Here is a 13,507-nt window from a genome sequence, read left to right as displayed (position 1 = left end):
GGTTTTCCACGATCTGCCCGGCCCGCCATGACCACCTCCGACTACTCCGCCATCAGCGCCCTCTCGCCGCTGGACGGCCGCTACGCCGCCAAGGTCGCCGCGTTGCGCCCGCTGCTGTCCGAGTTCGGCCTGATGCACCGCCGCGTGCAGGTGGAGGTGGAGTGGTTCATCGCGCTGAGCGACGCCGGCTTCAAGGAGTTCAAGCCGCTGTCCAGCAGCGCCCGCTCGCGCCTGCGTCGCCTCGTCAAGAAGTTCAGCGAGGCCGATGCCGAGGAGATCAAGGCCATCGAGCGCACGACCAACCACGACGTGAAGGCCGTGGAGTACTGGATCAAGCGCAGCTTCGAGGGCCAGCCCGAGCTGCTCGCCGCCAGTGAGTTCGTGCACTTCGCCTGCACCAGCGAGGACATCAACAACACCAGCCACGCGCTGATGCTGAAGGCCGCGCGCGATGAAGTGATGCTGCCGGCGCTGGACGGCATCGTCGCCACGCTGCGCAAGATGGCGCACCAGTTCGCCGCCACGCCGATGCTCTCCCGCACGCACGGCCAGACGGCCAGCCCGACGACCGTGGGCAAGGAGATCGCCAACGTCGTGGCCCGCCTGGTCAACGCCCGTGCGCGCATCGCCGCCGTCAAGCCGCTGGCCAAGATGAACGGCGCGGTCGGCAACTTCAACGCCCACCTGTCGGCCTGGCCCCGGCATGACTGGGAAGCCTTCTCCAAGCACGTCATCGAGAAGCAGCTCAAGCTCACTTTCAACCCGTACACCATCCAGATCGAGCCGCACGACTACATGGCCGAGCTGTTCGACGCGTTCACGCGCGCCAACACCATCCTGATCGACTGGTCGCGCGACGTGTGGGGCTACATCTCGCTGGGCTACTTCAAGCAGAAGACCAAGGCCGGCGAGATCGGCAGCTCGACGATGCCGCACAAGGTCAACCCGATCGACTTCGAGAACGCCGAGGGCAACTTCGGCCTGGCCAGCGCCGTGCTGACGCACCTGAGCCAGAAGCTGCCGGTGAGCCGCTGGCAGCGCGACCTGACCGACTCCACCGTGCTGCGCAACATGGGCGTGGGTCTGGGCTACGCGCTGCTGGGCTACGACTCGCTGGCCAAGGGCCTGGGCAAGCTGGAGGTCAACGAAGCCGCGCTGGCTGACGACCTCGACGCCGCCTGGGAAGTGCTGGCCGAGCCCATCCAGACCGTCATGCGCCGCTTCGGCCTGCCCAACCCCTACGAGCAACTCAAGGAACTGACGCGCGGCAAGGCCATCACGCAGGAATCCATCCGCGCCTTCATCGAGGGCCTGGACCTGCCCAAGGCCGAGAAGGCGCGGCTGTTGAAGATGACGCCGGGCTCCTACACGGGTCTGGCAGCGGACCTCGCCAAAAAGGTCTAAAGCTTCAAGCTGAACACTCTCGAGGGCTCGCTGTAGCCCTCGAGTTGTTTCTGGCCCTGCTCGACGAAGCCCAGCCTGGCCAGCAGCGCGACGCTTGCCGGGTTGTCGACGGCCGTGATGGCCATCAGCACCGGCCAGCCGAAGCGCTCGCGAGCGAGCGCCACGCAGCCGCGCGCGGCCTCCAGCGCGTAGCCGTGACCCTCGTGCCGGGCCAGCAGCGCGTAGCCCAGGTCGGGCTCCGGCAGCGCGGGCCGCTTGAACAGGCCGCACATGCCGACCAGCTCGCCGTCGCTGCGCCGCTGCACGGCCCAGAAGCCGTGACCCAGTTCACGGTAGACCTTGAAGAGCCGGCCCTCGGCCCAGGCCAGCGCGTCGTCCGGCGTGCGCACGCCGGGGTTGCTGATGTTGCGAATCCAGCCCGGCTCGTTGAGCAGCTCGAGCAGGAAGGGCGCGTCCAGCGGTGTGAATTCACGCAGCGACAGGCGTTGGGTGTCCAGGATGTGCATGGACCCAGACAATAGCCGGTTCGTTCCCTAGATACTCCGCCGCCCGCCAGACCTTCGCCCCCTCGCTTCAACGTCTCGCCCTTCATGAGCCTCGTGCCAGATCCCAGCGACAACCCCGCCCTCAGCCAGGCGCTGCGGGAGCTGGACGTCATCCTGGCCAACGCGGGCGTGGGCGTGGTCTTCGTGAAGGCCAAGACGCTGGTGCGCTGCAACCAGCGCTACGCCGAGATCTACGGCTTCGCCAGCCCGGAGGCCGCCGTCGGCCGCAGCAGCGTGGAGCTGTACGAGAGCGAGGCCGCCGCCCGCAGCCTGGGCCGCCGCGCCTACCCGGTGCTGGCCGCCGGCGAGACCTTCCGCGTCGAGCAGCTGATGCGGCGCCAGAGCGGCGAGCAGTTCTGGGCCCATCTGACCGGACGTCTCATCAACCCCGCCGACCCGGCCGACGGCTCAATCTGGATCGTCGACGACATTCACGAGCGCCGCCTCGCCGACGCCGCGCTGGCCGACCTGCACGCCGAGCAGCAGCTCATCTTCGACCACGCGATGGTCGGCATCCTCTACCTGCGCCGGCGCCGCGTGACGCGCTGCAACCGGGCGCTGGAACAGCTGTTCGGCTTCGATCCCGGCGAAATGGACGGCCAGCTGGCCCGCATCGTCTACCGCAGCGATGCCGACTTCGAGGCGGCCGGCAACATCCTCTACGAACCGCTGGCGCGCGGCGAGGCCTTCCAGGGCGAGATGCTGCTGGCCAAGAAGGACGGCACGCCGGTCTGGTGCGAAATCCGCAGCAAGGCCATCGACAGCGCCGACCTGTCGCGCGGTTCGATCTGGATCGTGCAGGACATCACCGACCGCAAGCTGGCCGCCCAGGCGCTGGAGCAGGCCAAGGCTCAGCTGGAGATGCTTGTCGAGCAGCGCACGCAGCAACTCAAGGAAACCGTCGCGGCGCTGGAGCGCAAGGTCGCCGAGCAGCAGGCCGCCGAGGCGCGCGCCGAGCGGCTGGCGCTGTTCGACGGCCTGACCGGCCTGCCCAACCGCCACCTGTTGGCCGACCGCGCCAGCCAGGCCATCGACATCGCCCGCCGCAGCGACGAGCCGCTGGCCGTGCTGTTCCTGGACCTGGACCACTTCAAGAACGTCAACGACTCGCTGGGCCACCGCATTGGCGACTCGCTGCTGAGCCAGCTTGCCGCACGCCTGCGCGGCGCCGTGCGTGAGCAGGACACGGTGGCCCGCACCGGCGGCGACGAGTTCGTGCTGGTGCTGCCGCTGACCGACGTGGCCGGCGCCGCCCACCTCGCCACCAAGCTGATGGCGCTGGCCAGCGCGCCCTTCCAGGTCGAGCAGCAGGAGCTGACCGTCACCCCGTCGATGGGCATCGCGATGTTCCCGACCGACGGCGACGACTTCGACACGCTGTGCAAGTGCGCCGACGCGGCCATGTACCGCGCCAAGCGTGACGGCCGCAACGCCTATCGCTTCTTCACGAGCGAGATGCAGGCCCAGTCGGCCCGCGCGCTGCTGCTGGAGAACGCGCTGCGCCGGGCGCTGGAGCGCGGCCAGCTCAGCCTGCACTACCAGCCGCAGTTCTCGCTGGACGCCGACGGCGAGAGCCGTGTCGTCGGCGCCGAGGCGCTGCTGCGCTGGCACCACCCCGAGCTGGGTTGGGTGTCGCCGGCGGAGTTCATCCCCATCGCCGAGAGTTCCGGCCTCATCCTGCCCATCGGCGAGTGGGTGCTGGTCGAGGCGCTGTCGCAGCTGCGCCGCTGGGACGACGCGGGCCTGCCCGAACTGTCGATGGCCGTGAACCTGTCGGCCGTGCAGTTCCGCCACGACGACCTGCCCCAACTCGTCGAGCGCGTGCTGGGCGAGCTGGGCATGCCGGCCGAGCGGCTGGAGCTGGAGCTGACCGAAGGAGCCGCGATGGACAACCCGGCTGTCGCCATCACCGTCATGAACGAGCTGCATGCGCGCGGCGTGCGCCTGTCCATCGATGACTTCGGCACCGGCTACTCGTCGCTGAGCTACCTGAAGAAGTTCCGCGTCAGCAAGCTCAAGATCGACCAGTCCTTCGTGCGCGACCTGACCGACGACGCGGAAGACCGCGCCATCGTCGACGCCGTCATCCGCATGGCCGGCGCATTGGGGCTGCAGACGCTGGCCGAAGGCGTCGAGACCGAGGGCCAGCTGGCCTTCCTGCGTCGCCAGGGCTGCCTGGCCGTGCAGGGCTATCTGTTCAGCCGGCCGCTGCCCGCGGAGGCCTTCGTCGAGTTCGTGCGCGCCGGGGCGCTGGCGACCGTTTGAGGCCTGCATCGACAATCGCTGCCCATGACCTTCGTCTCCCAGCTCCACACCCTCACCCCGCAATCCCGCCTGTGCGTGGGCCTCGATCCCGAGCCGTCCAAGCTGCCCGGCGCCTGGGCCGGTGACGCCAGCAAGATCTACGACTTCTGCGCCGCCATCGTCGACGCCACGCACGACCTCGTCTGTGCGTTCAAGCCGCAGATCGCCTACTTCGCCGCCCACCGCGCCGAAGACCAGCTGGAGCGCCTGATCGCCCACATCCACGACGTGGCGCCCGGCGTGCCCGTCATCCTCGACGCCAAGCGCGGCGACATCGGCTCCACGGCCGAGCAGTACGCGCGCGAGGCCTTCGTGCGCTACCAGGCCGACGCGGTGACGCTGTCGCCGTTCATGGGCTTCGACTCGGTGGAGCCCTACCTCGCCTACGAGGGCAAGGGCGCCATCCTGCTGTGCCGCACGTCCAACAAGGGCGGCGACGACTGGCAGATGCAGCGCCTGGCCGACGTGCCGGGTCAGCCGCGGCTGTTCGAGCACCTGGCCCACCTGGCCGAGTCGCAGTGGAACCGCAACGGCCAGCTGGGTCTGGTCGTGGGCGCCACCTATCCGGCCGAGATCGCCCGCGTGCGCGAACTCGCGCCCACGCTGCCGCTGCTGGTGCCGGGCGTCGGCGCCCAGGGCGGCGACGCGGCGGCCGTCGTGCAGGCCGCCGGCCGCACGGCACCGCTGGTGGTCAATTCCTCGCGCGCCATCCTCTATGCGAGCAGCGGGGCCGACTTCGCCCAGCGCGCCCGCGCGGTGGCCGAAGCCACCCGCACCAGCCTCACCTGACCATGCCGCGCGGCGCCAGCGAAGAACTCAGCAGCCTCGTTGGCCACGCCGAACCGCCCGAGCAGCAGCGCGAGCGTCTGCACAGCAGCATGCGCTGGCAAGGCTCGCGCGTGTTCCTGCTGGCCTGCGGGCCCGTCTTCGTGCCGGTGTCGGGCTTGCTGTGGGCCACGCGCCAGGCGCAGGAGTGGCAGGGGGGCTGGCTGCCGCCCGGGCTGGCGCTGCTGATCTCGGTGCTGGCGCTGCTGCGGCTGACCTTGATGGCCCGTGCGCCGGGCTCCCGCGAGGGGCCGCTGCTGTCGCTGGGGCTGATGGTGCTGGTGCTGGCGCTGCCGGTCGTCATCGCGGTGTCGCGCGACCAGGGGCTGTGGTCGCTGAACCTGCCGCTGATGAGCCTCATCGTCGCCTTCGGCACCGGGCTCCTGGGGCTGTTCTCCGGCATCGTGCTGACGGCGCTGGCCGCCCTGGCACTGGCCGGCATGGCGCTGGCAGAGGCCTGGGGCTGGGCGACGCACCCGATGGGGGCCTCCGGCCTGCTGCTGCGCGTCTTCGTGCAGGCGGCGCTGCTGGGCTCGGGGCTGATCGCCGGCATCGGCCTGCTGAAGATGGTCAAGCGCTCGCTGGCCGAGGCGGACGAGCGCACCGCGCGCTTTCGCGGCCTGCTGGGCATGGCGGTGGACTGGTACTGGGAGATGGACCGCGAGTTCCGTTTCACCCATGTGGCCGAGGAACGGCCGGGCATGTCGGGCCTGGACCTGAGCGCGCGCCTGGGCAAGACGCCGTGGGAGATTGACGGCATGGGCCTGAGCGACGACGAGCTCGACGCTCACCGTGCCGACCTCGAATCGCACCGCGCCTTCCATGGCATGGTGGCGCGGCGCGTCGGCAAGGACGGCAGCCCGCGTTGGGTGTCGATCAGCGGCGAGCCGCGCTTCGACGCGCAGGGCAATTTCCGCGGCTACTGGGGCGTGGGCCGCGACGTGACGCACGAGGTCGCCGCCGAGCAGACCGTGCACGCCACCGAGACGCGCTACCGCGAACTGTTCCGCCGCTCGCCGTCGCCGCTGGTGCTGCACCGCTGGGGTCGCGTCGTCGATGCCAACCCGGCCGCCATGGCCATGTTCGGCTACGCGCAGCGCTCCAGCATGATCGGCCAGGACCTGTTCAGCCACTACGAGCCTGGCGACGACGAGACCGCGCGCCAGCAGGCTGCGCGCCTGGAGGGCCAGGCGCCCGGCGCGATGCAGCCGATGGCCGAATACCGGCTGCGCACGCTGTCGCGCCGCCGCCGCCTCGTGCAGGCGACCAGCGTGCGCGTGGAGACGGCCTCGGGCCCGGCCACGCTGACCTTCTTCACCGACCAGACCGAGCAGAGCCGCGCGCAGGGCGCGCTGCGGCGCAGCGAGAGCCTGCTGTCCCATCTCGTGGCCACCAGCCCCGACCTCATCACGCTGACGGAGGCTGAGAGCGGCCGCTACTCGATGGTCAACAAGGCCTTCGAGTCGCTGATGGGCTGGAGCAGCGCCGAAGTCATCGGGCGCACCTCGCTCGACATCAACATCTGGCAGAACCCCGCCGACCGCGAAGCCATCCGCGAGGCCATCCGCCGCGACGGCATGGCCAGCAACCGGCCCATCGCCTTCCGCCGCAGGGACGGCAGCACGGTGTCCATGCTGGTGTCGGTGGCGCCGTTCGCGCTGGACGGGCAGGACTACCTCGTGCTGTACGGGCGCGACATCAGCGACAGCGAGCGCACCCGCCTCGTGCACGGCGCCATCCTGGAGAACGCGTCCATCGGCATCGCACTGACGCGGGAGCAGCAGTTCGTGCTGGCCAACCCGCGGGTGGAGGCCATGTTCGGCTGGCCGCGGGGCGCGCTGATCGGCCAGCACGGCAGCGTCGTCTGGCCGACCGTGGAGGACTGGCAGGCCGTGGGCCGCGACCTGGGCCCGTCGCTCGCTGCAGGCCAGCAGGCCGAGGCCGAGCGCATGATGCGGCGCCGCGACGGCACCACCTTCCTGGCCCGCCTGCTGGCCCAGGCCGTGGACCCTGCCCATCCCAGCCGCGGCGGCACGATCTGGATCATCGAGGACATCACCGAGCGCCGCCGCGTGGAGGACCAGCTCGCCCACGCCAAGGACGAGGCCCAGGCCGCCAACCGCGCCAAGAGCGCCTTCCTGGCCAACACCAGCCACGAGATCCGCACGCCGCTGAATGGCCTGCTCGGCCTGGGCCGGCTGGCCCAGCAGCCCGACATCTCCGAGGCCCAGCGGCGCGACTACCTGAACCAGATGATGGACAGCGCCGAGAGCCTCTCGGGCCTGATCTCCGACATCCTGGACTTCTCCAAGATCGAGGCCGGCCGCCTGACCCTGGAGAGCCAGCCGTTCTCGCTGCGCGAACTGCTGGCCTCCATCCGGCTGGCCTACCTGACGCTGGCGCAGGCGCGCGGCCTGACGTTTGCCGTCGAGATCGACCCGGGCCTGCCTGGCTGGGTCTTCGGCGATCCGCTGCGCACGCGCCAGATCCTGTCCAACTACCTGACCAACGCGCTCAAGTTCACGGCCCATGGCGGCATCACCGTCACCGTGAAGGCGCTGAACCGCAACAGCCACGGCAGCGCCGGCGAGTGGGTGCGCATCGAGGTCAGCGACACCGGCGCCGGCATCGCGCCCGAGCAGCAGCAGCGCCTGTTCCAGCCGTTCACGCAGGCGGACGAATCGACGACGCGGCGCTTCGGCGGCACGGGCCTGGGCCTGTCCATCTGCCGCGAGCTGGCCTCGCTGATGGGCGGCGAGGTCGGCGTGCGCAGTACCGTCGGCGTGGGTTCGACGTTCTGGGCCGAGCTGCCGCTGCCCGGCGCGCCCGCGCCCATGGCCCACCAGCCGCGCGAGACGCGCCCGCCTGGCGCCGCCCTCGACGGCCTGCACGGCCGCCGCGTGCTCATCGCCGAGGACCACCCGGTCAACATGCTCATCGCCGTCGCACAGCTGGAGCAGTGGGGCATGGAGGTCGCCCAGGCCAGCGACGGCCGCCAGGCCATCGAGGCCGTGCATGCCGCCGCCAGCGTCGGCAAGCCCTTCGACATCCTGCTGATGGACGTGCAGATGCCCGTCATGGGCGGCCACGACGCGACGCGCGAGCTGCGCAAGCACTTCAGCGCCGAGCAGCTGCCCATCGTCGCGTTGACGGCGGCGGCACTGGTCTCCGAGCGCGACGACGCGTTCGCGGCCGGCATGAACGACTTCCTGACCAAGCCCATCGACACGCTCAAGCTTCATCAGACGCTGTTGCGCCTCACGGCCAAGCGTTGACAATGCCGCCCTCACCCGGAGGAGCCCGATGAACGCCAACACGCCACGCCAGTTCAGGTACTACGACTTGATCATGGCGGCCTTCGTCTGCGTGCTGCTGTGCTCCAACCTCATCGGCGCGGCCAAGGCGGCGCAGCTGACGCTGCCGGTCATCGGCACCGTCACCTTCGGCGCGGACCTGTTCTTCTTCCCGATCAGCTACATCTTTGGCGACATCCTGACCGAGGTCTATGGCTACGGGCGTGACCGGCGTGTCGTGTGGGCGGGCTTCGGCGCGCTGCTGTTCTCGGCCTTCATGGCCTTCGTGGTCGTGCACCTGCCGCCGGCCAAGAACGACTTCATGGCCGTCTACCAGCCGCAGCTGGAGGCCGTGTTCGGCAACACCTGGCGCATCGTCGCCGGCTCCATGATCGCCTTCGCCTGCGGCAGCTTCGCCAACAGCTTCGTGCTGGCCAAGATGAAGATCGCCACCCAGGGCAAGTACCTGTGGGCCCGCATCGTCGGCTCCACCGTCGTGGGCCAGTTGGTCGACACGGGCGTGTTCTTCCTGATCGCCTTCTACGGCATCTGGCCCAACGACCAGCTGTTCGCCGTCATCGTCACGCAGTACCTCTTCAAGACGATCTGGGAAGCGGTCATGTATCCGGTGACGGCCAAGGTGGTCGGCTTCCTGAAGCGTGCCGAGGGCGTGGACTTCTACGACCGCGGCACCAACTTCAACCCGTTCCGCATCAAGGTCTGAAGGCCCTGGCCGCGCCGCGACGGCTCACAATGCCGCCATGAGTTCCTCTCCCGACGCGACCGCGCCCGACCTGCTGTTTGCGCTGCTGCCCGACAGCGGCCTGGCCCCCGACGGCCCTGACACGCTGGCGCCGTTGGCCGCCGCGCTGCAGGCCCAGTACCCCAACGCCGCCACGCTGACGCTGCACGCGCCGCTGCGTGACGCCGAAGGCCGCTGCCGCTGGTGGCTGGAGGCCGAGCCCAGCCCCGACGGCGTGGCCGCGGCGCTGCCGCACCTGATCGACCGGCTGCGCCGCGAGGCCGCCAAGCTGGACCTGCCCTGGCAGCGCGTGGCGCTGGCCGGCCTGGGCGACGGCGCGCTGCTGGCGCTGGAGGCCTTGCAGGCGGAGCCCGAACTCGCCGGCCGCGTGCTGGCCTTTGCCGGCGGCTACCTGTCGCGGCCCGAGCATGCGCCGCAGGACGTCTGCGTGCACCTGCTGCACGGCCTGGCCGACGAGCGCTATCCGTACCGCAACGTCGTCGACGCGGCGCAGTCCCTTGTCGACCTGGGTGCCGACGTGACGGCCGACCTGTTGCCGCACCTGGACCACGGCCTGCACCCGGCGCTCATCGCCAAGGCGATGGAGCAGCTGCGCACCTTCATCCCCGCGCGGCTGTGGCGCGAGGCCTTGATCGCCGCGCAGGAGAACGAAAGGCCGGTGGGATAAGCCCTCCCGAGGCGCCCGCCGCAGAGGCGGCCGCCTGCCGGCCTGATCGTCAATCCAGGACGACTTCGGTCCGCACCACGCCCGCCCGCTCCGCGCTCGCGCTCAGCGCCAGCCGCGTGCCTACCGGCGCGCGCACGACCCACTCGGCCACCGCGCGGTCGCCGGTGGGCTGCTTGTTGGCGAGGAAGGCCAGCTGGCTCTGCTTGGGCGCGTGGCCGTCGAGGTGCGGGCCCTCCATCCGCTCCTTGCCGCTGACGAGGCTGATGGCCGGGTCGCCGCTGGGCAGGTGCAGCTCGAACATGACGCCGCGCACCGTCTTGCGCTCCAGCGCGCGCTGCGTGACGCTGGCCGGCAGGTAGCCGGCATTGGCCACGGCCAGGCGCACGCGCCACATGTCGGGGCCCAGCGCGCGCACCTCGGTGCGGATCAGCTCCAGCCTGGGCAGGCTCATCGCGATCTGCGTCATCCACGCGGGGAAGCGCGCGGCCTCGCGCTCGCGCAGGGCCGGCGGCGGGTTGCGCCAGTAGTTCATCTTGTCCCAGCCGCCGATCTCGACGGCGCCGAGCTGCGGGTGCTGGAACGGCGTCCACGCCACGTGGGCCTGGCCGCCGCAGTGCTCGTCGCTCCAGCGCAGCAGCTTGAGGTCGTCCTCGACGGGGTGGTCCCGGTACCAGTCGATCCAGCCACCCGCGTCGGCGACGCCGGCCTCCTTCTTGGGCGACCACAGCTCGACCACCCAGAACAGCGCGCCCAGGTGCTCGTAGACCCAGTCCTGCGTGCCGCTGATGACGTCCTTGGGGTCGTAGCGGAAGTCCTCGTAGATGCTGATGGCCGGGTAGCCCGAGTGCTTCTCGCCCAGGGCCGAGAACTGCTGGAACAGCCGCAGGTCGTCGGTGGCCATGTCCTTGTCGCTGCGCGTGCCGCAGGGGCGCAGGATGACGCCGCTGTGCGTGTGATAGCTGATGGCCGCGCCGATGTTGGGGTGGCTGGTGATGAACTCGACCATCGCTCGCACTTCGGGCTCGCTGGTCGGGAACGGGCCGGCGCCCTGCTGCTGGAACTCCTGGCGCCACTCGCCGGGGAAGTTGCGGTTCAGGTCCAGCCCCTCGCGGTCGCCGTTGACCTTCACGGTCAGGCCGTCGTGCTGCTTGATGAAGCCCTCGGGGATGAGGCGGTAGTACTCGCCGCCCTGCTCGCCGGGCTCGCGCGCGACCATCAGGCGCGGGTCGGCGGGGTGCTTCTTGTAGCCGCCGTGCGGGTCGGGCACGCGCATCGTCAGGATGCGGCCGTCGCCGTCGATGTCTTCCACCGTCAGGCCATCGACCGGCTCCTCGGTGTAGGGGTAGGGCCGCGTGGAGCTGCGAATGTGGCGCGGCCGGTCGGCCAGCGCCAGCTCGGCGCCGTCGGGGTTCAGGCGCGGCACGATGTAGAGCGTGCGCGTGTCCAGCAGGCGGTTGATCTGCTGCGCCTCGGGCGACGTGCCGCCATGCAGGCTCAGCACCTGGTGCAGGTAGTACAGGCAGGTCGTCGACGCGGTCAGCTCGGCGGCGTGGATGTTGCCGTCGATCCACATCGCCGGCTTGTCGATGTCCATGCCGCTGGCCAGGTTCGTGACGACGACGACCCAGATGTCGCGGCCTTCGTAGCTCTTGCCGATGGGCCGCACCGACACGAGGTTGGGGCGGGCCTCGGCGTAGGCGAAAAGCAGCGCCGTCAGCTCGTCGTAGCGGTAGAAGTGGTCGAAGCGTGGGGAGGGCAGGGCGCTGGGCATGGGGGCTTCTCTGGCTTGTGTGGCCCGCGAACGGGGCCTTGTCGGTGGCGCGGATTCTCCGAACTCGCCCAGACGCCAACCCCAGGGTTTGCCCGGGGCCGGTCGGCCTACTGCCCCTTGAAGAGACCCTGGAACTGCCGCGACACCGGCAGCCTGTCGTCCCGACCGCGCAGCGTGACGACCATGGTGCCTTCGTCCACGCGGATGGCCCGCGCGATGCAGCGGCTGTTGACGAGCACGCTGCGGTGGATCTGCCAGAACTGGTCCGGGTCCAGCTGGGTCAGCAGCTCGCGCAGCGGCGTGCGGATCAGCGCCTCGCCGCCCTCGTGGACGACGCGGGTGTAGCGCGCATCGGCCTCGAAGTAGACGACCTCCTCGGGCGGGATCAGCTGCACCTCGCGGCCCACGCTGGCCTGGATGGGGCGCATGCTCGGCTTCGCCTGCGGCAGGCTGGCCAGCAGCCGCTGCAGCGCGGCCGTGTCGGGCGTGGGCTGCGCGAGCCTGGCCCGCAGTCGCGTGAGCGACTGGGCCAGACGCTCGTCGTCGACGGGCTTGAGCACGTAGTCCACCGCGCCGGCGTCGAAAGCGGCGAGGGCATGGTCGTCGAAGGCCGTCACGAACACGATCAGCGGCGGCGCGGCCAGCGCCGACAGCCGGCGTGCCACCTCCAGCCCCGTGAGGCCGGGCATGCGGATGTCGAGGAAGGCGATGGCGGGCTCGTGTTCGAGGCAGTCGTCCCAGGCTTCGGCGCCGTTGGTGCTGGCGGCGACGACGTGCAGCTCGGGCCACAGCCGGGCCAGCGCGGCTCGCAGCTGCTCGCGGGGCGCTTCCTCGTCGTCGGCGATGAGGGCGGTGATGGAGGTCATAGCGTCAGCGTGGCAATGCAGCCGGGATGGGCGTCCGCCAGCGTCAGCGTGGCGGTGGGGCAGGCCTGCCGCAGGCGGCGGCGCGTGTTGGACAGGCCCACGCCCTCGGCCCAGCCGGTGGCGAGGCCGGGGCCGTCGTCGCGAACCGTCAGCACGAGGTGCGTACCGTCGTGGCGGGCGTGGATGGCGATGTGCCCGCCCTGGAGCTGCGGCTCGATGCCGTGGGCGATGGCGTTCTCGGCCAGCGTCAGCACGACGCCAGGTGGCAGCTGGGCCTCGACGCCGGCCGGCACGTCGATCTCGAAGGCGAGCCGCGCGCCCAGCCGGGCCTGCATGATGGCCAGGTAGCGCCGCACCATCTCCATCTCGTCGGCCAGCGGCTGCAGCTCGCGCTCGAACATCGGCAGCGTCGCGCGCAGATAGGCGGTGAAGTCGCGCAGCAGCGGCGCAGCGCGGGGGTCGCCGGTCTCCACCCAGTGCTGCAGCGAGGCCAGCGTGTTGAACAGGAAGTGCGGCTGGATCTGTGCCGCGGCCAGGCGCGTGGACAGGCGCAGCGCGGCGTCCTGTTCGGCCAGCTCGCGCAGGCGGGATTCGATCTGCTGTGCGCGGAAGATCGTCAGCATCCACCAGGCGCTCAGCACGCCGGTCAGGCTGGCCACGGCGAAGGCGTGCTGGCTTTCCAGCCAGTCGCGCCGCCCGCTCTTGGCCATGAAGATGATGGCCCCCGCCACCAGCAGTGCGGCGCCGTAGCAGCACAGGTTGAGCCGGACCCGCGTGGGCTGCCGCCACAGCGCGCGCGCAACGGCCAGCGACGCGATGGCGATGGCAGCCAGCCCGCCCCACGACAGCGCCTGGCCGGGCCAGTCCTCGCGGGCGTGGGTCAGCACCATGACGGGCAGCAGCAGCAGCACGTTGATGGCCACGTAGCTGTCCACCGCCCGCGGCCACGGCTGCATGCCGGCCCGCGCCATCTCCGCGGGGGTGAACACGCGCAGTGGGCCGGGGTAGAGCCACTGGCCGCAGTGCAGGTTGTTGAGGAAGGAGCGCATGGCGGGCGAGTCTAGGCGGC

10 protein-coding genes are annotated in these 13,507 nt (G+C 70.6%); 6 read left to right on the top strand and 4 right to left on the bottom strand.

Translation table 11 applies throughout. The annotated features are described in order from the left end of the window. The first annotated feature begins 27 nt into the window (after positions 1–27). A complete protein-coding gene (gene purB / locus ACG04R_RS01645) occupies positions 28–1,404 on the top strand; it encodes an adenylosuccinate lyase (protein WP_394405924.1) in 1,377 nt (458 codons plus the stop codon). Here the strand turns inward: purB and ACG04R_RS01640 are convergent. Beyond that, on the bottom strand, positions 1,401–1,910 hold the full coding sequence (locus ACG04R_RS01640; protein WP_394405922.1) for a GNAT family N-acetyltransferase: 510 nt from the start codon (positions 1,908–1,910) through the stop codon (positions 1,401–1,403). The genes purB and ACG04R_RS01640 overlap by 4 nt on opposite strands. 84 nt (positions 1,911–1,994) lie before the next feature. On the opposite strand from ACG04R_RS01640, the gene ACG04R_RS01635 reads away from it, so the two are divergent. The 5 genes from ACG04R_RS01635 to ACG04R_RS01615 are packed head-to-tail and all read left to right on the top strand — an operon-like array spanning position 1,995 to position 9,801. Then, positions 1,995–4,214 carry a putative bifunctional diguanylate cyclase/phosphodiesterase gene (locus ACG04R_RS01635; RefSeq protein ID WP_394405920.1) on the top strand — a complete coding sequence of 740 codons (2,220 nt, stop codon included), beginning with the start codon at positions 1,995–1,997 and terminating at the stop codon, positions 4,212–4,214. Between the two features lie 24 nt (positions 4,215–4,238). Next, positions 4,239–5,042, top strand: a complete 804-nt coding sequence (gene pyrF, locus ACG04R_RS01630; protein WP_394405918.1) for an orotidine-5'-phosphate decarboxylase — start codon at positions 4,239–4,241, stop codon at positions 5,040–5,042. Positions 5,043–5,044: 2 nt separating this feature from the next. Beyond that, positions 5,045–8,353 (top strand): PAS domain S-box protein, encoded by a 3,309-nt coding sequence (locus ACG04R_RS01625; protein ID WP_394405916.1) that lies wholly within the window; start codon positions 5,045–5,047, stop codon positions 8,351–8,353. A 28-nt stretch (positions 8,354–8,381) separates the two neighbouring features. Next, a complete protein-coding gene (locus ACG04R_RS01620) occupies positions 8,382–9,095 on the top strand; it encodes a queuosine precursor transporter (RefSeq protein ID WP_394405914.1) in 714 nt (237 codons plus the stop codon). Between the two features lie 37 nt (positions 9,096–9,132). Beyond that, positions 9,133–9,801 (top strand): alpha/beta hydrolase family protein, encoded by a 669-nt coding sequence (locus tag ACG04R_RS01615; RefSeq protein ID WP_394405913.1) that lies wholly within the window; start codon positions 9,133–9,135, stop codon positions 9,799–9,801. A gap of 49 nt (positions 9,802–9,850) precedes the next feature. On the opposite strand, the gene ACG04R_RS01610 is transcribed toward ACG04R_RS01615, so the two are convergent. From ACG04R_RS01610 to ACG04R_RS01600, 3 genes are all read right to left on the bottom strand, one after another. After that, positions 9,851–11,572, bottom strand: coding sequence for a M14 family metallopeptidase (locus ACG04R_RS01610; RefSeq protein ID WP_394405911.1), 1,722 nt, complete (start codon positions 11,570–11,572; stop codon positions 9,851–9,853). Between the two features lie 107 nt (positions 11,573–11,679). Next, a complete protein-coding gene (locus tag ACG04R_RS01605; RefSeq protein WP_394405909.1) occupies positions 11,680–12,438 on the bottom strand; it encodes a LytR/AlgR family response regulator transcription factor in 759 nt (252 codons plus the stop codon). After that, complete coding sequence (locus ACG04R_RS01600) at positions 12,435–13,487, bottom strand: sensor histidine kinase (RefSeq protein ID WP_394405907.1); 1,053 nt, start codon at positions 13,485–13,487, stop codon at positions 12,435–12,437. Before ACG04R_RS01600 ends, ACG04R_RS01605 begins: the two co-directional genes overlap by 4 nt. Positions 13,488–13,507 lie beyond the last annotated feature (20 nt).

Source organism: Pelomonas candidula (genome assembly GCF_043555985.1).
Taxonomy (GTDB): Bacteria; Pseudomonadota; Gammaproteobacteria; order Burkholderiales; family Burkholderiaceae_C; genus Pelomonas; species Pelomonas candidula.
This window is presented reverse-complemented; position numbering and strand designations above follow the sequence as displayed.